General features: G+C 42.0%; 17 protein-coding genes. 14 read left to right on the top strand and 3 right to left on the bottom strand.

Features of this window, described 5'->3' with window-relative positions:
- The first annotated feature begins 29 nt into the window (after window positions 1-29).
- From gltB to E5Y90_RS12370, 9 genes are all read left to right on the top strand, one after another.
- Entirely contained in the window at window positions 30-4,505 is a 4,476-nt protein-coding gene (gene gltB, locus E5Y90_RS12410; protein ID WP_174660341.1) for a glutamate synthase large subunit, read from the top strand.
- Between the two features lie 75 nt (window positions 4,506-4,580).
- On the top strand, window positions 4,581-6,002 hold the full coding sequence (locus E5Y90_RS12405; RefSeq protein ID WP_174660340.1) for an FAD-dependent oxidoreductase: 1,422 nt from the start codon (window positions 4,581-4,583) through the stop codon (window positions 6,000-6,002).
- 254 nt (window positions 6,003-6,256) lie between these two features.
- Window positions 6,257-7,099 carry a metal-dependent hydrolase gene (locus E5Y90_RS12400; RefSeq protein WP_174660339.1) on the top strand — a complete coding sequence of 281 codons (843 nt, stop codon included), beginning with the start codon at window positions 6,257-6,259 and terminating at the stop codon, window positions 7,097-7,099.
- Between the two features lie 177 nt (window positions 7,100-7,276).
- The gene (locus tag E5Y90_RS12395; RefSeq protein ID WP_174660338.1) at window positions 7,277-7,867 is read left to right on the top strand and encodes a LemA family protein; all 591 of its coding nucleotides are present in this window, start codon (window positions 7,277-7,279) and stop codon (window positions 7,865-7,867) included.
- Window positions 7,868-7,930: 63 nt separating this feature from the next.
- On the top strand, window positions 7,931-8,953 hold the full coding sequence (locus E5Y90_RS12390) for a TPM domain-containing protein (protein ID WP_228723995.1): 1,023 nt from the start codon (window positions 7,931-7,933) through the stop codon (window positions 8,951-8,953).
- The gene (locus tag E5Y90_RS12385) at window positions 8,947-9,507 is read left to right on the top strand and encodes a TPM domain-containing protein (RefSeq protein ID WP_174660336.1); all 561 of its coding nucleotides are present in this window, start codon (window positions 8,947-8,949) and stop codon (window positions 9,505-9,507) included. The genes E5Y90_RS12390 and E5Y90_RS12385 overlap by 7 nt, the downstream gene beginning before the upstream one ends.
- A gap of 301 nt (window positions 9,508-9,808) precedes the next feature.
- Entirely contained in the window at window positions 9,809-10,321 is a 513-nt protein-coding gene (locus tag E5Y90_RS12380) for a hypothetical protein (protein WP_026443901.1), read from the top strand.
- Window positions 10,322-10,775: 454 nt separating this feature from the next.
- A complete protein-coding gene (locus E5Y90_RS12375) occupies window positions 10,776-11,135 on the top strand; it encodes an MbcA/ParS/Xre antitoxin family protein (RefSeq protein ID WP_174660335.1) in 360 nt (119 codons plus the stop codon).
- 97 nt (window positions 11,136-11,232) lie between these two features.
- On the top strand, window positions 11,233-12,018 hold the full coding sequence (locus E5Y90_RS12370; protein WP_174660334.1) for a hypothetical protein: 786 nt from the start codon (window positions 11,233-11,235) through the stop codon (window positions 12,016-12,018).
- Between the two features lie 34 nt (window positions 12,019-12,052).
- On the opposite strand, the gene E5Y90_RS12365 is transcribed toward E5Y90_RS12370, so the two are convergent.
- Both E5Y90_RS12365 and E5Y90_RS12360 read right to left on the bottom strand, forming a co-directional pair.
- On the bottom strand, window positions 12,053-12,673 hold the full coding sequence (locus E5Y90_RS12365) for an HAD family hydrolase (RefSeq protein ID WP_046127711.1): 621 nt from the start codon (window positions 12,671-12,673) through the stop codon (window positions 12,053-12,055).
- A 104-nt stretch (window positions 12,674-12,777) separates the two neighbouring features.
- Window positions 12,778-13,044, bottom strand: a complete 267-nt coding sequence (locus tag E5Y90_RS12360) for a hypothetical protein (protein ID WP_046127710.1) — start codon at window positions 13,042-13,044, stop codon at window positions 12,778-12,780.
- Window positions 13,045-13,203: 159 nt separating this feature from the next.
- Between E5Y90_RS12360 and E5Y90_RS12355 the strand changes: the two genes are divergently transcribed.
- Window positions 13,204-13,431: a helix-turn-helix domain-containing protein gene (locus tag E5Y90_RS12355; protein WP_174660333.1), complete on the top strand. Its 228-nt coding sequence runs from the start codon at window positions 13,204-13,206 to the stop codon at window positions 13,429-13,431.
- A gap of 19 nt (window positions 13,432-13,450) precedes the next feature.
- Here the strand turns inward: E5Y90_RS12355 and E5Y90_RS12350 are convergent, their stop codons facing one another.
- Entirely contained in the window at window positions 13,451-14,449 is a 999-nt protein-coding gene (locus E5Y90_RS12350; protein ID WP_174660332.1) for an Arc family DNA-binding protein, read from the bottom strand.
- A 112-nt stretch (window positions 14,450-14,561) separates the two neighbouring features.
- On the opposite strand from E5Y90_RS12350, the gene E5Y90_RS12345 reads away from it, so the two are divergent.
- The 4 genes from E5Y90_RS12345 to E5Y90_RS12330 all read left to right on the top strand — a co-directional run bounded on the left by E5Y90_RS12345 (window position 14,562) and on the right by E5Y90_RS12330 (window position 20,292).
- The gene (locus E5Y90_RS12345; protein ID WP_228153534.1) at window positions 14,562-14,711 is read left to right on the top strand and encodes an Arc family DNA-binding protein; all 150 of its coding nucleotides are present in this window, start codon (window positions 14,562-14,564) and stop codon (window positions 14,709-14,711) included.
- Window positions 14,712-14,876: 165 nt separating this feature from the next.
- On the top strand, window positions 14,877-16,304 hold the full coding sequence (locus tag E5Y90_RS12340) for a tyrosine-type recombinase/integrase (protein WP_174660331.1): 1,428 nt from the start codon (window positions 14,877-14,879) through the stop codon (window positions 16,302-16,304).
- The gene (locus tag E5Y90_RS12335) at window positions 16,301-18,238 is read left to right on the top strand and encodes a hypothetical protein (RefSeq protein ID WP_161409150.1); all 1,938 of its coding nucleotides are present in this window, start codon (window positions 16,301-16,303) and stop codon (window positions 18,236-18,238) included. Before E5Y90_RS12340 ends, E5Y90_RS12335 begins: the two co-directional genes overlap by 4 nt.
- The gene (locus E5Y90_RS12330) at window positions 18,235-20,292 is read left to right on the top strand and encodes a hypothetical protein (RefSeq protein WP_174660330.1); all 2,058 of its coding nucleotides are present in this window, start codon (window positions 18,235-18,237) and stop codon (window positions 20,290-20,292) included. The genes E5Y90_RS12335 and E5Y90_RS12330 overlap by 4 nt, the downstream gene beginning before the upstream one ends.

Below are 20,292 nucleotides of genomic sequence, written 5' to 3'. Positions count from 1 at the left end.
TTCGTGAGAAAGAAGGGTACGCTATGCACATGCCATCGCCTAATACTGTAGCTCCCGCTCAAGGTTTATATCAGCCGGATGAGTTTAAAGATAACTGTGGTTTCGGTTTAATCGCCCATATGCAGGGTGAGGCCAGCCATGATCTGGTCAAGACCGCGATGCATAGTCTGAGCTGCATGACCCACCGTGGGGGGATTGCCGCAGATGGCAAGACTGGAGATGGCTGTGGTTTGCTGTTGGCGATGCCTAAACAGTTCTTTCGTGAAGAAGCAAAAAAACTTAGTGATATCACGCTCAGTGAAATATTTGCTGTCGGTACGGTGTTCTTAAGCCTGGATCCTGCAATTGCAGCACATGCTAAAAAGATTCTTAGCAAAGAAATTGAGGCAGAAGGCTGCCGCGTGCTGGCCTGGCGTGTGGTTCCAACCAATAATCAGGCGCTGGGTGAAATTGCCCTGCAGTCTTTGCCTGCATTTGAGCAGGTTATGGTCAATTGCCCGATGGGGGTGACGGAGGTTGAGTTCAACCGCAAACTGTTCTTGGCGCGTCGTCGTGCAGAGCAGCAGTTGAGTCATGATACCGCATTTTATGTGACCACCTTGTGTTCCAGCGTCATTAGCTATAAAGGCTTGATGATGCCTGCTTATATTGCAGAGTTCTATCTTGACCTTGCCGATGAGCGTTTGGCTTCTCATATTGTGGTGTTCCACCAGCGTTTTTCGACCAATACTTTACCGCGCTGGCCTCTGGCGCAGCCCTTCCGTTATCTTGCCCATAATGGTGAAATTAATACCATTACTGCCAACCGTAACTGGGCAATGGCGCGGACCCCGAAATTCGAAAATCCGCTCTTACCGGGTCTAACTGATCTGACACCGATTGTAAACCGCACTGGTTCAGACTCTTCAAGCCTCGACAACATGCTGGAGATTCTGGTCGGTGGTGGCATGGATCTGTTCCGCGCCCTGCGCATGCTGGTGCCACCTGCCTGGCAGAACGTGGAAACTTTAGATGCCGATCTGCGTGCATTTTATGAATTCAACTCAAAACACATGGAAGCCTGGGATGGTCCGGCTGGTCTGGTCATTCAGGATGGCCGTCACGCGATCTGTATGCTGGATCGTAATGGTTTGCGCCCTGCACGTTGGGTGATCACCAAAAATGGCTATATTACCCTAGCCTCTGAAATCGGGGTTTGGGGCTATGAACCTGAAGATGTGATTTCTAAAGGTCGGGTTGGTCCGGGGCAAATTCTGGTGATTGATACTTTTACCGGAAAAATGCTCGATACCAGAGATGTCAGCAATCACCTGAAAAAAATGCGTCCTTACCGTGAGTGGCTGCGTGAAAACTCAGTGCGTGTGCAGGGTAGTCCCGAACTGGAAGAATATCTATGCGATCAGGGCCTAAAAGGCGAAGAGCTTAAAGCTGCACAGAAAATGTTCATGGTGACTTTTGAAGAGCGCGATCAACTGCTTCGTCCTATTGCAGAAAGCGGTCAGGAAGCTGTTGGTTCAATGGGGGATGATACGCCAATGGCAGTATTGTCTCGTCAAGTGCGTCATGTATCGGATTACTTCCGCCAGCAGTTTGCGCAGGTGACCAATCCACCCATCGACCCATTACGTGAATCTATAGTCATGTCCTTGGAAACCTGTTTGGGGCGTGAGCAAAATGTGTTTGAGCAGGGTCCTGAACATGCAGATCGCTTGATTATCTCCAGTCCGGTGCTTTCAAATTCGAAAATGCATCAGATTCGTACGCTGGGTCGTACAGGTTATGAAATTGCAGATATCGACCTGAACTATGCTGAAGGTGAGGGTCTGGCCGCCGCCATCACCCGTATCTGTGAAGAGTCTGCGCGAGCAGTTCGTAATGGCAAAACCTTGTTGCTGCTTTCGGATAAAAAAATCCGTCCCGGTTTTCTGCCTGCGAATGCTTTGATGGCCACAGGTGCGGTCCATCATCATTTAATTAATGCCGGTTTACGTACCGATGCCAACATTATTGTTGAAACTGGCTTGGCACGTGATCCGCATCAATTTGCCGTGCTGTTAGGCTTTGGCGCGACTGCCATTTATCCCTACCTTGCCTATGATGTGATCAATGACCTGATTGCCAAAGGCGAGCTATTAGGCGACCCTCTGCATGCACAGGCCAATTTTCGTAAAGGGATTGAAAAAGGCTTGTTAAAAGTCCTGTCTAAAATGGGAATTTCAACAGTTGCCTCTTATCGCGGCGGTCAGCTATTTGAAGCAGTAGGCCTGTCAGATGAAGTGGTACACACCTGCTTTACCGGTGTGCCTAGCCGGATTCAAGGTGCCACATTTACAGACCTTGAAAATGATCAGAAAAAACTGGCGGACATGGCCTGGAAATCACGTAAGCCTATCGATCAGGGTGGTTTGCTGAAATTTGTTTTTGACAAGGAATATCATGCCTTTAATCCGGATGTGATTAACTCGCTGCATAAAGCTGTGCGTTCGGGCAATTATGCGGATTTTAAAGCCTATGCGGAACTGGTGAATAACCGCCCAGTGGCAACCATTCGTGATTTATTTAAACTCAAAACCGAGCATTCCATTGCGTTGGATGAAGTGGAATCCATCGAAGAGATCCTGCCGCGTTTTGACTCTGCCGGTATGTCTTTGGGAGCCTTGTCTCCTGAAGCACATGAAGCGATTGCAATTGCCATGAACACCATTGGCGGGCGTTCCAATTCAGGCGAAGGGGGTGAAGATCCGGCGCGTTACGGCACCCTCCGTAACTCTAAAATCAAGCAGATTGCCTCAGGCCGTTTTGGGGTGACCCCTGCCTACTTAACTTCAGCAGAAGTGTTGCAGATTAAGGTCGCGCAAGGGGCAAAGCCGGGTGAAGGCGGTCAGTTGCCGGGAGGGAAAGTAAACGGTTTAATCGCCCGTTTACGTTATTCCGTACCGGGGGTGACACTGATTTCACCGCCGCCGCATCATGACATTTATTCTATTGAAGACTTGTCACAACTGATCTTTGACCTGAAACAGGTCAATCCTCAAGCCATGGTATCCGTGAAACTGGTCTCTGAACCGGGAGTTGGCACGATTGCAGCCGGTGTCACCAAAGCCTATGCCGATTTCATTACCATTTCCGGTTATGACGGCGGTACAGCAGCCTCGCCATTATCTTCCATTCATCATGCCGGTTCACCCTGGGAATTGGGCCTGGCGGAGGCGCATCAAGCGCTACGTGTTAATGATTTGCGTGGCAAAGTGCGCGTACAAACCGATGGCGGCTTAAAAACCGGTCTGGATGTGGTGAAAGCTGCGATTCTGGGTGCAGAAAGCTTTGGTTTTGGTTCTACCCCGATGATCGCACTGGGGTGTAAGTACCTGCGTATTTGCCATCTGAATAACTGCGCAACCGGTGTGGCGACACAGCAGGATCATTTGCGTCAGCAACACTATATGGGTGAACCTGAAATGCTGATCAACTTCTTCAGGTTTATTGCAGAAGAAACCCGTGAGTGGTTGGCAGCACTGGGTGTTGCCCGCTTAAAAGACCTGATTGGCCGTACCGACCTGCTGGAAGTGTTGCCGGGTGAAACCGATAAACATGCGCACCTTGATCTCAGTGCATTACTGGAGTCGCATCCTGCGGCTGAAGGTAAGGCACAGTATTGTCAGGTTCAGGGTAATGCGCCGTTTGATAAAGGCATTCTGGCCGAGAAAATGATTGCCGAGATGTTGCCAGCCATTGAGGCAGCCACAGGCGGTGAATATCACTTTAGGGTGGTGAACTGTGACCGCTCGATTGGTGCACGTGTCTCCGGTGAAATTGCGCGTCGTTATGGCAACTTAAATATGGAATCCCATCCGGTTAAAGTGAACTTAACCGGTACCGCCGGTCAATCGCTCGGAGTGTGGAATGCAGGGGGCTTGCATATTCGCCTGGAGGGGGATGCCAACGACTATGTCGGCAAAGGCATGGCAGGGGGGCGTATTGCCATCTTCCCACCGAAAGGTTCACCCTTTCAAACGCAAAATACCGCGATTATTGGCAATACCTGCTTATATGGCGCAACAGGTGGGAAACTCTTTGCTGCGGGTACAGCCGGCGAACGCTTTGCCGTGCGTAACTCGGGTGCCTTTGCGGTCATTGAAGGGGCCGGGGATCACTGCTGTGAATATATGACGGGTGGGATTGTGACGGTGCTGGGGAAAGTGGGGCATAACTTTGGGGCGGGCATGACCGGTGGTTTTGCTTATGTACTGGATCTGGATAACGACTTTGTTGACCATTACAACCACGAGTTAATCGAATTAAACCGTATTTCCACAGAAGCGATGGAAGAACATCAGGAATTCTTGCTGCGTATTTTAGATGAATATATTGAAGAGACAGGCAGTGCCTGGGGCTACAAGATTCGTCATGAGTTTGATTATTACAGCCGTAAATTCTGGTTGGTAAAACCCAAAGCGGCTAATTTACAAACCCTGTTGAAAACCACCAAAGCTGATCCACAATAATTCCACGACGAACAGATTGATAGGCAGGTAGGACGGAAAGACATAAACCGGCCGCACCTCGCCACGGAGAGAGACATGGCAGAGCGCCTAAATAATGACTTTCAATTCCTGGATGTCGCACGCCAAGATCCAGAGAAAAAAGATCTCACTGTCCGCAAAGCAGAGTTTGTGGAAATTTATAAACCGTTTACTGCGGAAATTGCAGCTAACCAGACCCACCGTTGCTTGGGCTGTGGTAATCCATATTGTGAATGGAAATGTCCGGTACATAACTATATTCCCAACTGGTTAAAGCTGATTGCAGAAGGGCGTATTTTCCAGGCAGCAGAATTATGCCATCAGACCAATACCTTGCCAGAAGTGTGTGGCCGTGTCTGCCCGCAAGACCGTTTATGTGAAGGGGCATGCACTTTAAATGATGGCTTTGGTGCGGTGACGATTGGCAATGCCGAAAAATACATTAACGATACCGCCTTTGCCTTGGGCTGGCGTCCCGATATGTCACAGGTGAAATGGACCGATAAAAAAGTGGCCATTATCGGCGCGGGTCCTGCCGGTCTGGGTTGTGCTGATATTCTGGTACGCAATGGGGTAAAACCGGTGGTATTCGACAAACATCCTGAAATTGGCGGTCTGTTAACCTTCGGTATCCCAGAATTTAAAATGGAAAAAGATGTCATGAAACGTCGCCGTGAAATTTTCACCGGCATGGGCGTTGAATTTCGTTTGAATACCGACATTGGGAACGATATTAGCATTGACCAGCTGCTTGCCGACTATGATGCGGTGTTTATGGGGATGGGCACTTATACCTACATGAAGGGTGGCTTTGCTGGCGAAGAGTTGAATGGCGTGTACGATGCGCTGGATTTTCTGATTGCCAACGTGAATCGTTGCCAGGGCTGGGAAAAAGATGCTGCGGAATACATCAGTGTAGAAGGTCAAAAGGTGATTGTGCTGGGTGGCGGTGACACGGCGATGGACTGTAACCGTACTTCTGTGCGTCAGGGGGCTAAATCGGTGGTTTGTGCCTACCGCCGTGATGAAGACAATATGCCGGGTTCACGTCGCGAAGTGAAAAATGCACGTGAAGAAGGGGTGGAATTCATATTTAACCGTCAACCTATCGAGATTGTCGGTGAACAGGGGCGGGTGACTGGCGTTAAATTTGTCACCACGCAGCTGGGCGAGCCAGACAGCCGTGGCCGTCGTAGCCCTGAACCGGTCCCGGGTTCAGAAGAAGTTTTACCTGCTGATGCTGTCTTGCTGGCCTTTGGTTTCCGAGCCAGCCCGGCAGACTGGTTTACGGATGTTGAAATCAATCTGGATGGTTCAGGTCGTGTACTTGCTGCTGAACATCAGCCATACAAATTCCAGACCTCAAATCCAAAAATCTTTGCTGGTGGTGATATGGTGAGGGGTTCCGACTTGGTGGTCACAGCCATTTGGGAGGGGCGTCAGGCTGCGGAAGGAATTCTGGATTATCTGGAGGTTTAATCCAGTTTAAAGTGATGAAGCTTATGAAAGAAAACCTGCTTGGGCAGGTTTTCTTGGTAATTGAAACAGTTACACCTGTAAATATTCTTTGTTAGAAAAAATGTACAGTGGTAAACCCGGTTTAAAACAAAATAAAAATATTTTAAAACTGCTCTTTTGGGCCTTTTTGCTAGTCAACTTAGCATTTTCGCCATAGGGAAATAGGGCGGCTGTTCACATACTGTTCAATACTTGACCAGGACAGGAACAATAACATGACTCAAGTGGCAACCCCTAAAGCCTATCAGCATCGTCCTCAGGCGATTGGTATTACAGTACGCAGACTGCAATTTAATCCGGGCGCTATCTCCAGATATTACTTTGCCAATTCTCCGGTCATGTCACACCTGTTGACTGCTTTATCTTCGACCTTCCCGTTAGGCGAGCAATTCTTTGTGCATAGCGTGCGCAATGTGCGTGATCAGGTGAAGGATGAAAAACTACAGGCTCAAATTGCAGCATTTATTGGTCAAGAAGCGATGCATTCCAAAGCACATAGCGAATTTAATGCAGCTTGGCGCCGTGATGACTATAATCTGGATCGCTTTCAGGCCTGGCTGGCCCGCAAGAACCATTATGTAAAAGGTCTGCCTCCCAAATATCAGCTGGCGATTACCTGTGCTTTTGAACATTTTACTGCCTTGTTGGGCGGCTATATTTTACGCCATCCTGAGGTTCTAAGTACCTTGGATGAAGATGCGCTAAAACTCTGGGTCTGGCATGCAATTGAGGAGATTGAACATCGCGCAGTTGCTTTTGATGTTTATCAGCATGTGTATGCAGATGATCGGGTACGCCGTCAGATGATGCGCAGTGTCACCACCGGCTTTGCCAGTCTGACTTTTTATTCAGCCAGCCGTTTATTTTTACAGGACAAGAAAAATAGTGTGTATAAAGTGGGCGGGAATCTATTTGGCCTGTATTTACTGCTGAAAATGGTGATTCAGCTTGCGCCTGAATACCTGGCCTATTATCGAAAGGATTTTCATCCTTCTGGTATCGATTACAGTCAGCAACTGGATTACTGGAAAGAGTATCTGGCAGAAAATTTCCAGTAAAACCGCCTAAAAGGAGAATTTTCCTACAAATCAAGTGGTGCGGATGATGGCAGTTTCCACTCAGCAAAAAGACTTCAGTTCCTATAAAAATTATAAAAAGTAACAAAACTTTAGAAAAAGATGTTTAAAATCAAATTAATTATCTAAAGATAAATAAAGAATTGAGGATAAAACATCATGCGTCTCATAAAACAATCATTTATCGTCTTGATGCTGGCGGGTACCTTAACCTTGAGCGGCTGTGGTTATAATACTTTACAAGTGAAAGATGAAGCAGTCACTGCTGCCTGGTCTGAAGTACAAAACCAGTACCAGCGCCGTGCTGATCTGGTACCGAATCTGGTTAACGTGGTTAAAGGCTATGCCAAGCATGAAGAACAGGTGTTGACTGAAGTCACTCAGGCGCGTGCCAATGTCGCAGGGCTGAAGGTGGACAAGGAAGTACTGGAAGACCCGGCTTTATTCCAGAAATATCAGGAAGCGCAAGCCCAGATGACCAGCGCATTATCACGGTTAATTGCCGTGTCTGAAAACTATCCTGACCTGAAAGCCAATGAACAGTTCCGTGATTTGCAGGTGCAACTGGAAGGCACAGAAAACCGCATTGCTGTGGCGCGTAACCGTTATATCACCACGGTTCAAGACTTTAATGCCTATTCACGCCAGTTCCCGCAGGTGATGACCGCCAAAGTGATTGGCATGGATACCAAACCGAACTTCAGTGCCGAGCAAAGTGCACAGCAAGCGCCAACCGTATCATTTGACTAAGACTCGTCCTGAGTAATTGAGCAATCTAAGGTGACTGCGATGATGTATATGCGTGCTGCACAGATGGGTACAGTGCTCTTTCTCAGTCTGATGTTGAGCCTGATGAATAGCGCCCGGAGCGAAACGGCCACCGCAACAGCCAGCGAAGACCTGATGGTGGCACATGAAATTTTGCAGCGCCCCGCTGAAAAACCTGCAGCGCAGAATCCAGCCACGACCACTGTGCAGCAGCCACAGATTGCCAATGATATGGCAGAAGGGCAGATTCAGCGTGATCTGCCGAGTATGAATGAACCGGTCATTGATCAGGCCAATATATTAACCGCGGCAGAAAAGCAGCGTATTAGCCAGCGAATCTTGAGTCTTTATCAGGCAGGAAAAGCGCAAATTGGTGTGGTGATTGTGCCTACCACAGGACAGGAAAACATCTTCGGCTATTCCATGCGGGTGGCAGAGCGCTGGCAATTGGGTTCTAAAGAACACGATAATGGTTTATTGATGACAGTTGCGCTGAATGACCGCCGGATTCAGATTTTGACTGGCTACGGGCTTGAGGGCGTATTACCGGATATTATCGCCAACCGGATTATCAACCAAACAATCACCCCATATTTTAAACAGGGCCAGTATGCGCAAGGGATTGATGCCGGCATCGCCGAGATTGAAAGTATTTTAAATCTGGATCCTGAAGTTGCTGCGCAGGCAGCAGCTGAACTCAAAGCGCGTCAGGAACAGGCCTTACAAGCACAAAAGGCCAGTCAGGCGACCTTGGGCAGTGTAGTATTTATTGTGATCGCGGGTGTTATCGGTTCCATGATTTTTGGCAGAAAGCTTAGTGCTGCGACTGCCGCAGTTGCAGGCACAGCTGCCGGTCTGGTCAATGGCATGGGGTTAATTGCCAGTTTAATGATTGGTGCCGGCGTGTTCTTTTTACTAGTCACCTCGCTTGCGCAGCTGATTTTGCATGCCTTTATGGCCGGAGGCGGTGGTGGCCGCGGCGGCAGTGGTCGTGGTGGTTTTGGTGGCGGCGGCTTCGGCGGTGGCGGTGGTGGTTTTGGCGGGGGAGGAGCATCAGGCTCATGGTAACGACTACAGATACAACAGAGATTGTCACGCAGCCAAAGCTGGAACAGTCTGTTCAGCCAAGCTTTAAACGCTGGCTCAAACATTTCTTTTATATGCCGGCGACCAAGCGTTTTTTTAGCAAGCAGGATCAGCATGCGATTGCGCTGGCAGTTGAAGAAGCCGAACATGGCCATGTCGGAGAGATTCAGGTGGTGATTGAAGGCTGTTTACCTTCTCGATCTGCTTATTATCAAGATACCTTATGTCGGGCCAGACAAATCTTTGCCGAGCTGGGTGTCTGGGACACTGAATATAATAGTGGTGTGTTGCTGTACCTCAATTTATGTGAGCGTAAGGTAGAAATCGTGATTGATCGGGGAATTCGGCAAGCCACGACTCAAGAAGTTTGGAATGAGATTTGCCAGTCGATTATTCAGAATCTGGCCAAGCAGCAATATAAACACGGGGTAATTGAGGGAATCCAACAGATTGGACAGGTGTTAGACCAGTACTATGACCGAAAAATAGCAGATGTAGAAAATGAGTTGGGGAATAAGCCAATTATTCTGGGTTGATGTTGTAAATATGTGACAATAAGTGTCACTTTTTTACATAAAAATACATTAAGAAAATCAATTGAAAATTTTTTATTGTTAAATGGCTGTTTTTTATTTAAATATATTTATAATAGAGGTTGGCACGTTTAATGCTATATACAAAACAGCTTATAAAGCTCATAAAAAATTAACAAAACATTTGTGGAGAATGTTATGAATGCTCAAAAAGGTTTTACCTTAATTGATACTCCATAAGTGTCCATATAAAATGAACAATCCATAAGTAAGTCAATATGGACATAAAAATAATAAATTTGATATGAAGAATCACTATTATCTTTTTCTACTTTTTTCAATCTCCGTTTTTACTCATGCTCAAGAACTAGACTTCATTCAATATTCAGATATTTCATCAATTCCTCAAATTGTTTTGAATCCAAAAATCCAAACAGAACTTCAAACATTGTTAAAGCATGATTATCTAAAATTTCAATCTAATTTCGACAATTACTCAGCGCCCTATTTACTAAAAACAGATGAGGCTCTGTATTATGAAGGTCGGTCTGGAAGCAGTTTAGATGCTTCATCCGCGATTGTGTTTAAAGATGGGCGATTGTTTGCTGCAATATATTTTTCCAATACCAAGACTTTAAAATACTTTAGCAACGATGCCAGTTGCTCAGAACAGTTACATCCTGCGATTCAAGTTTTTGCTCAGCAGCGTGAAATTCAAGGTATTGAATATGCAACAGCTAGAGCCAATACCGCTTTAAAATATAATTTTGGCCCCGCTTCAAAATGTGAAACCTATTTTAAAAAATTAGGAAGATAGCTGTGTTAGCGGCATTTAAAAACTGCCCCCTAACGGCATTTAAAAACTGCCCCCTTGGTTAATATAGTGGTCGATTTATTGTTCGTGTTCCATCATTGTTCATCAAAAACTTGCCTTGGAAGCAGCAGGGCGTGGTGTAAGTATGAATCATCAGGTGTCGGCAAAATTAGCTTATGTGACTATTTCTGGTCGTCTAACAAGTAAGAATAACTGGTATGCTACGAACAGGAATAGGTGATCGTTTTATCTAGGGCGTGTCCTCATTTCATTTAACGAAGCAAATTACTCTGTATCTTGTTTAATAAATCAGCAATTCCTTCATTAAACATTCAATTTTAAGCATCTAAATAGTCATTTTTTGAACTATTTATCAAATGAGGACAGCCCCTAGTAATTTGTATGATATTGTTAGATTTAAGGCTTGATCAGTAAAATTAGAGCTTGAGGTGATGCTATGACGTTATTGGAACAGCAGGTAGTACCAGCAGCTGTATTGGGAAAGTCAGTACTTAGGGCTGCTAAACTGCTTTCCCTTAGTCAGTCTCAGCTCGCAATAGTGCTAGATATGGATGTTGAGGCAATCACTCAATTGCAAAACCAACCTGAATTAGATCCATATTCTAAACCGGGGAAATTAGCACTGTTGCTGATTCGTCTATACCAGGCTTTACATGCTTTGACAGGTGGTGATCAGGCTGCGATGAAGATTTTTTTAACGTCCGAAAATAGAGCCACTAGCGGTATCCCAATTCATCAAATAGAAACGATGAGTGGCTTGATTTCTGTTCTTAATTTTGTTGAAGCCCTTGAGTGACAATATACTCCTATGGACTAACTTACAATCAACTTTCACAAATTATGTTGTGTAACGCATGTAACAAGTTGAAATTATTAAAAAAGGATAACTAAAAATGCAACCGACTGAATTAAAACAATTACCAGACTGGTTATTAGAACAGTTACCCCAAATAACTGAACCAGCAATTTTATCACTGCGTGATACGAAACTTGTCGTCACTTACCCTGATCGTATGGAAGCAATTCACGAAAGCTTAAAAGACGTACAACACCAGATCCATCATGTCAAACCTACAGATTTACAGATTCTACCAGAGGTCTATCAATATTTTGGTAAGGATAAAGAGAGTGGTGGTTTATTTTTTAAAACCTCTGAGCATCTTTCTAGTAGTTTGTTTTCCTACACCGATAAAAATAAATTTGAGCATTTACAATCTGCTTTACAGACTGCCTTTGAAAATGAGCAAGCATATCTCGCAAATCCAACAGACTTTTTAACAGCCTATCATTTTATTGATACACACCCAGCTTTTTGGACGGTTATTGGTGATGTACCATCATGGCACTGGAATACATGGGGGCATTGCCAAAATGTTTATCACGGTGCATATAATGATGAAGATAATGGGAAATTAGTGATTTATTTAGAGACTGGCTCACATCTCAATAAAGTAGAAGATGGTGGTAAATTATACCAAGAGCATTATCATGACTATCGTTTAGATGTTTGGGCAGATACGTTTGAACAGGCGTTTATCAAGTTGGCGGCAAAGGTGCATAAGTTTTTTGACCATCAAGGTGTTGAGCGCCCAGATGTGCCACATATAAAACCAGCATGGGTTCTGGAGCTTGATGAGCGAATTGCAGAATTTAAAAAATGGAAAGATGAGGAGCTGTGAGTATTCACTATTAGGGGGGAACTTCCACGAGTTGTTAAAGTATGTCTTTTAAAACTTCTGCTAATGTTTGACCATTTTGACGCTTGATCAATCTAGCAGACATACCAAATTCAGTTGGACCACTGTAATCAGCTAAAGGAGTATCTCCAATAAACAAAATGTCTTTGGCGTGACATTGTAATTTATCAATTAAATATTGATAAATTTGTGACTCTGGTTTAATTGCTCCAACCTCATAACTCCAAGCATAAGCATCAAGAGAAGGTAAAAATGAAGAAACAACTTTTCCATACGGCATCGCTAAATTTGAGCATAATGCCAATCTGAATCCCAATTTTTTTAATTCTTCCAAAGTTGATAAGGTATCTTCATGCAGTCTAATAGAGCGTAACTCTTTATCTAAATCATGCTCAAGTTCTTGCAGAAATTGGTCTGGAATATTTACTGCTAATCGCTTTGTAAGCTCTGCCAAATTCAAATTGTGGGACATAATAAATTTGGCATCATCAGGTTTTGGTTGTCGCCCATTTTCTTTTAGCCATTTCATTAATTTTCTATATGGGGAACGTCTTTCTCCTATTTCTACAAGTGTACCAAACACGTCAAAAACAATGACCGAAGGCTCAGTATGGTCTGCTTTTATAAATGATTCCATATTTTTACAACCAATTAAATTGAATTTTACTTTTTGTTGAGATTACCATAAGAGACATTGCTATAAAAATTAAGGGAGATATTTGATATCTCCCTTTGATTATTTTATTCACTGAAATTTGCAAACATAATTTTTGGAAAATTTTTCATGAAGTGGCGTCTAACATGATTGAAGTCACTGAGATCATGTTGATTTTTTTCAAAATAATTCACCCAGGCTAAAGTTGCATCTTGGTCATTTAAATTGGGGTTAACATTCAGAAACAAAGCTAAATCAAATGTACGGTCAATATTAAACTCTTTGATTAAAGCAACAGCAGTTGAACGAACTTCCTCTGAAACAGAGAATTTTGCAGAAAAGTAGTTATTCATAGCTGAACTTCCTTAAAAAACTATATAATGAAATTTAGAACGGCTAATTTGTTTTTAATAAGACAATATAACCTGCTGTAGGTTAAATTAGCATAGTAAAAGTTATTCATCAAGTTGAATTAACCTTCTGTAGGTTAATTTTTTAATTTAAAGGTTGTTATGATTAGATGTAGGTTGTCAAATTTGATGGGTGAGCGAAAAATTTTAAAGCTAAGTGAGGTAGCTCAAGCGACTGGTATCAATCGTAATACGCTAACAAGTCTTTATTATGATCGTGCAGTACGAATTGAACTTTCAGTCGCTGATACCTTATGTAAATATTTTAATTGTAATATGCAAGATTTATTTGAATATATCGATGAGTATGAGGAAAAAGACGACATTTAGTAAAATGTCGTCCTTTTTTTTAAAGCTGAATAGGATGCTTTAAATACAATTCAGGATCATTCCAAATCTTCTGAATGTATTCTTTTGCATCAAAATCTCGTATTAGTCTTGCTCTAAGTTCATCAAAACCATCCCAATAATCTAAATTTTCATATGGAAATTTATCTACTAAATCACTCAACCATTGAATATTAGGTAGTTTTTCTGCAATTGTTAAGGGGTGAACTTTTCCAATCAAAATAAGTTTAAACTGTTCTTTTGAGAGAAGGTGGCTGCATATAGTCACTTTAGAGTTGTAATATCGCAGCAGCACTTTGGTCAATAAGCAAAAATATAATAATGAGTTATATCCACCTACTCCGTTTACGTCACTGATATGATATGGAGGATAAAAAGTCTCAACTGCGTAATTTTCATAAATTTTAAGAATAATTAATTGCCCCGCTTCTGACAATTCTCGAATAAACTTTATTTCTTTCACTTTTGAATTATTTAAATATTCATTATTTGGATTTGAGCCTACGAGCAGTTTTATATCTTGATCTAAATACTCTTTTAAACGTATGTGCTGAATATCATAGGGAGTCTGTTTACCAAAGAGTAACCAGTTTGGATTCACTGAAGTATGTTGCGCTATTTTTTCCAATTGTCCGAAAGTGGGTTCTAATTCTGCTCTAAACCATGCTTCAGCCTCATCAGCCGTATCTTCATTGATCTCAAAAGCTAATTCAGCAATTGTAAACTCATTGAAATGATGAAGTTTTTTCAGCTCACTTAGTACAAAATTTAAACGTTCTGCTACCACTTTTTTTCGCTCTGTCGGAGATCGAGCTCGAAGAAAGTTTTCAACGATTTTTGCTGCTTCAACTTGAATATTATCATTCATGACGAATGAATCGTAAAGTCGAGAGGTCGCTTCTGCATTGATAGAGCGTTGATTCGCTTTCGCTGCAGCATCAATTTTAGCTTTTAGCTCTTCAGGAATACGAAGATTAAATTGGATATCTTTCTTACTCATACATTTTTAAGTCGGTAAAAAATAGCACTAGCATTATGCTATAAAAAAAGAGTTGACATAAGTGTTAGCATATTGCTATGTTAGCAATATGCTAACAATTGGTGTGATGCACATGAAACAGACGAATCTTCGTTTACCCATAGATTTAGTTTCTTGGGTCAAACAAATGGCAAAGCAAAGACATCAGTCAATGAATGCTTTTTTTATTACGGAATTGGAACGATTAAGGAAAGAGGAACAGAGAGAATTGACAAAAAAGTAATTATTTTCATTCGGCAAAAAGTATAAAAGCTCATGTGAGAACATGAGCTTTTATGAATGTCTTGATTGGCGTCCAGACAATTCGATTTTGATGGATAGGGGCATTTTTGTCAATCCTATCTCAAGATCACTTTTTGCCTGTTTTTTAATAAACAGGAGACTCAAAATGAGCACTAAACTTAAAAATGGTCACTCACGCTACCAATCAAAAGCCAAAGTTGTGAGCATCAAAAAATTTCAGTTATTGACGTTGGTTAATGCAACCCGTTGTTTAAATGATGCAGCGTTTGAAAAACATGGTGATGCTTACCTTGAATTCCCTGTAATTGTTCAGGGAGATGGTAGCCCTTCTGACGTTTTTAATCTGTATTTGCTGAAAAAACTTGAGCAAACAATACAGTATGATTTTAAAACATTTGCATATATTGCCAATCAGTTGGTTGATTTTCAGCGTTTTTTAGAAGATGAGCAACTGGACTGTTTGAAGTTTCACAAACTAAAACAGTCAAATGCGATTTTTAAATATCGTGCTCGTCTTATTGAGCATGCGAATGCAGGTCTAATTTCAGCTCGCTCTGCAAGTAATCGAATTAATGCAGTAGTGAATTTTTATCGATTTCTCGTTACAGAAGACTTAGTTGATCATCAGCACTATGGCATACCGTTTAAAGATGTCTACAAATATATTGCCGTGGATAATGAGTTTGGCGCACGTAGAAAAATGGCAATTAAGTCGCATGATCTTGCGATTCATGTTCCAGCCAAGGCTCCGAACTTTGAAGCCATTATTGACGGTGGTGAATTAAGCCCACTTACTGTTGAATCGCAGGCTGTTATATTAAAAGCACTGCAAAAATCATCACGAGAATATCAGTTGATGTTCTATCTAGCATTATTCACAGGTGCGCGTTTACAAACGATTTGTACTTTACGAATCAAAAACTTAATTGTTTGTGAGCTTGATAGTCATGGCTTTATTCGTCTGCCAGTTGGGGCGGGTACAGGCATTGATACCAAATTTCAAAAACCAATGACGCTGCTAATCCCGAATTGGTTAGTACAAGACCTGAAAATTTATATCAATAGTGAGCAAGCGCGTCTGCGTAGACAAAAGTCAAACTATGGCGACTCGGATGAAAACTATGTGTTTCTCACAAAGCTTGGTACACCTTTTTACACAAGCAAAGCCGAACAGCAAGAACTGACCGAGGAAATCAAAGCTTCTGACTCGTTTAGCTCAAAACTTAAACTTTATGAAGGTGAAGCAGTACGCAGCTATTTAAAGGTCGTGCTATTACCCGAAATTCGATTGATTGATCCACAATTTAAAAATTTTAAATTCCACGACTTACGTGCCAGTTTTGGTATGAATTTGCTCGAAAGTCAGTTACAGCATTTGCCAGATGGGCATTCTGCTATGACCGCTGTTGAGTATGTGCAAGCACGTATGGGACATCGTAATATCAGCACGACTTTACAGTATTTGAATTATAAATCACGATTGCAATGGCGCAGTAAAATTCAGCATGAGTATGAATCAAGCTTAATGAAATACGTGATGTCTTCTGTCAATTTAGCGGGAGAATTGTCATGAATTTTAGACGCTCTCCGATTTTTGTGCATATCTCAGATATCAACAAACAAATTAATGAGCATGAGCGACTTGTTCTCGTCTGCAAAGATAAGACAGCTTCTTTTGCTTTTAAAACATTTGACATCGGAACTCTGTTTTATCGTAAAAGAGTATCTGGCGAGGCTTTGTCAGAACAACAGTTATCTGCATCTTTTGATGAAAAAAGACGTTATTTTTTGCAGTGTTTAACGGACTATTTGTTGCAAATGAGCGGATCAGATTTGTCAAAAGGACTATTTTATTACACTAGTAAACTTTTTTTAGATTGGGTGGATAGCCAAAAGAAAAATTTTGATTTATCAAATCAAGACAGTGTGATAGATGCGTATCGTCGTTACAGCAAATATTTAGTTGATCGCACTTTGCTTGCAGATACTGATGAAGAAAACCTAGCTGCACATACAGCAAAGCAATATCAGCGTAATGCGGCGAAGTTGATAGCATATGTATTTGACTGTCATGAAATTGATATTGTTAGTCAAGCGATGCAAGTACAGTCTCAGCGTTATGATGTTCCTGTTTTTCCAATCGCTAAAGAAGATCATCAGAAAACTTATGCAACTTTGTTGAATGTCTTTCTTGAAATTTATCGTATTGTTGTACAAGAAAATGAATTTCCTGCGCATTTTCAATCTGTGGATGAGGAAAACTTCTATTTTTACTCGAACTTTCATCATCAAACTGAGAAACAACATATTCAGTTTGATGTACAGAGTTATTTAGCCAAGTATAGCTCAATTCCGACATTGTCAAAAATGCTAGCTGATTTTGAGTTAGAAGAAGATAGTGAGCATCGAAAACGTGTACGTGAAAATCGCAATCAAGCGATTCGTAAACTTGAAGAACGTAATAAAGACAAGCGACATTTAGAGCGTGAAAGACTTGCCTCCTACGGTCTTGCCATTGGCATGCTGTTATTTATTGCACAAACTGGTGCAAATTTAGACACTGCTCAACAATTACAACTCGTCAGCATGAAAGTCCTTCCATCCACACAAGGTCGACGTTTCTCGGGAACAAAAAGCCGCGCTAGACGCAAGACAGTACGACCAGAGTTTGGAGTTAATTTTGAGCCGATTTTTAGAAAAATTTTAGAACTTCGGGCTTGGTATATTCAAGATGAGCAGTGTGATTTGGTCTTTCCAATGCGCGATAATATTCGAAAATTAAGTTCAATTGGAAATAGTAAATTACAATCACTAAAAAATTTTTTGCAGCGCATTTTCCCGAAAATGGCTTGGATCACACCACGAGAGTGGCGCAAGCATGTTAGCAGTCAATATGTTGAATTGAGCGATGGTGATTTATTGCTTGAAGTCGAAAAAATGGGACACTCACTCGATACTGCGAAGAAAAATTACAGTCGAACTTCATTTAAAGATGCAGCTCAGCAAATTTCACAATTTTTTAATGAGTTGAGAGAAGTTGCGGTAGCACAAACTCGAACCGTTGAGCGTATTCCTGTGCAAACGTTAGATGAGACTGTTGATGTTCAAACCTTAGCTGTCGGGGCTTGTACGACCACCAGTCTACAACCTGAAAAAGCAACAGGTTTTACTGCGCAAGCTCCAACTCCAAACTGTCAACAATTTGAGCATTGCTTATTTTGTCAATACTATGCAGTCCACGCTGATGACGAAGATGTGCGTAAGCTTTTATCACTGAAAAGCCTACTCGGCTACGTTAAGCAAAAAGCCACGGACTTAATCAACTGGGAACAGCAGTTTGGGGTTGTGCTACATCGAATTGACGAAGTACTCAACGAATTATCAGACACTTATGAAAATTTACGTGATCGTATTTTTTCGATTCAGGAAGAAGTAGAAAGTGGGGATTTAGATGCCTATTGGCTCAATCATTTTGAATTGCTAATTGATTTGGGGTGGATATCATGAGTTCATTTAATTCATATCTATATTCATTGGGTATTGCTGAGCAGTTCTTACCTGATGAGTACAATCTACAAAATAATCAGCTGACTGTTCCAAGTACTTTTGTATTATCGCGAATGAAGAGTGGGGAGATATTGTCAGTTTATTCAGACAATATCTGGGATCTTTCTCCATATTTACCGAAGTGTGATTGTCGCCTGAATTTTGATAGTTGGCTTGAAAATGCCCGAGAAAATGACTTTCTTTACTGTCAAATTCGGGCAGAAATGAAAAAAATCAGTTTTGCTTTGCTTTATATAAAATCTGGTAAGTCGATTATTAAAAGTATCGAACAGCGGCATACGGTTTTACGCCAGTTTGCAGCAATTGCATATAAAAATGGCTGTACATTACAACAATTATTTAGCGATGTTGCTTATATGTCAAAAGTAAATGATGCTTATGTTGGTGTGAGCTATCAAAAAGCTATCCACATTAAAGCATTTTTAACTGATTGTTTTGCCTTACAACAGCAATACCCATTGCTCATTCCTGCGTTTAGTACATATAAGCCAATAGAGCATTTAGCAAAGTTGGCTGCTCAACTCAGGTTACAGTCAGGCAAAGTAGGCCCACAAACCAAAGTTGTTCCTTCACGGCTTTATATAGCCTTAATTAATGCTTTAGCAGATAAATTGAATGAATTTAATCAAAATGCATCAGCACTTCTGAAATGGTTTCAGCGCAAGCAGCAGGATGCAAATTTTGCTTTGATGGCGACAGAATTTAAGCGTGAAAAAAATGCGGTAAGTTTTGCTGATGCTCGAGATTTACTCGGTTTAACGGCACTGTTTGAAAATAATCAGATTCAAAAACATGCCAACCTCACCCGTTATATGACGCTGATTCAAGGTATGGCCAAGTTGTGGATTCATCTGTTTACAGGGATGCGTGATAATGAAGTGAATCAGCTGTCTTCTGATTGCTATCAAACTATTCAAAGTAACGAGCATCTTGTGCATGTCATTATGGGCTATACATCAAAATTACACGGGGGTGGCAACAAGTCTACGTATTGGATTACGTTTGAAGATATTCAAGTAGGCGTAAATGCAGCACAAAGTATTGGTGAAGTCTACGCCTTACTCAATCCTCACTATGATATGTCTAATCCTGCTGAATACCCATTATTTCCAACGCTATACTCGCAAAAGCATCGAAATAAAAATAACCGCAATATTGAGCATGAAACGGATTTTATCTCTAATTTTGAGGGTGCTCCGACTCGAACACAGTCTAATTTTAATCAGTATTTAAGCCGTATTTCTGTATTGCTTGGAGAGGGGTTGAAAATCACAGAAAGTGATATCGCCGAGCTTGAAGCTTTTGATGGTTTCCGCAATTGGCGAGAAGAAAAAGATTGCCAAGTTGGTGAGTACTGGAATATTTGTACCCATCAATTTAGACGTTCGCTTGCAGTTTATGGCGCTCGTTCAGGCATGATCGGACTTGGCGCTTTGTCAGTCCAATTTAAGCATCTAACAGAGTCTATGACGTTGTATTACCGTAATAATGCGGTATTTGCACCAAATATTTTAGTGAGTGACAGTCAAAAAGAGTTTATTCAAGAACTAGAATATCAGCGCTTGGTGCATTCTTATGCTCAGTTTGAAGATGGTGTAATTAATAGTGCTAGCCGTTTACTTGGTGGTGCAGGAACCTACTTACAGTTGCAAAAAGACCGTGAGCAGTTATTGAAAGTTTTTCCAGATCGGGATGAAACGATTAAGCGCATGAAGAGGGGTGAAATTGCCTATAAGCCAAGTCTATTTGGTGCCTGTACCAACCCTGATTCTTGCGAAAAAATTTCATTTACTGCGATTACCAGTTGTTTGAGCTGTGCCCATGCTGTGTTTGATGCAACAAGTGCTGAAAAAATGCAAAAAGCGGTTCATCGACTACAACGGCAGCAAGATATGCAAGTACAGAACAGTCTGCTATACGGGCAAATGGACAGTGAGATTTTGGCTTTAAACAAAATGATTCAAAAAATTAAAACGATTAATATTGAGGTGTAA

Origin of the sequence: Acinetobacter sp. 10FS3-1 (assembly GCF_013343215.1) — a bacterium.
Lineage (GTDB): Bacteria > Pseudomonadota > Gammaproteobacteria > Pseudomonadales > Moraxellaceae > Acinetobacter > Acinetobacter lwoffii_C.
Note: the sequence above shows the minus strand (reverse complement) of the source record. Positions and strands in the feature narration are given on the sequence as shown.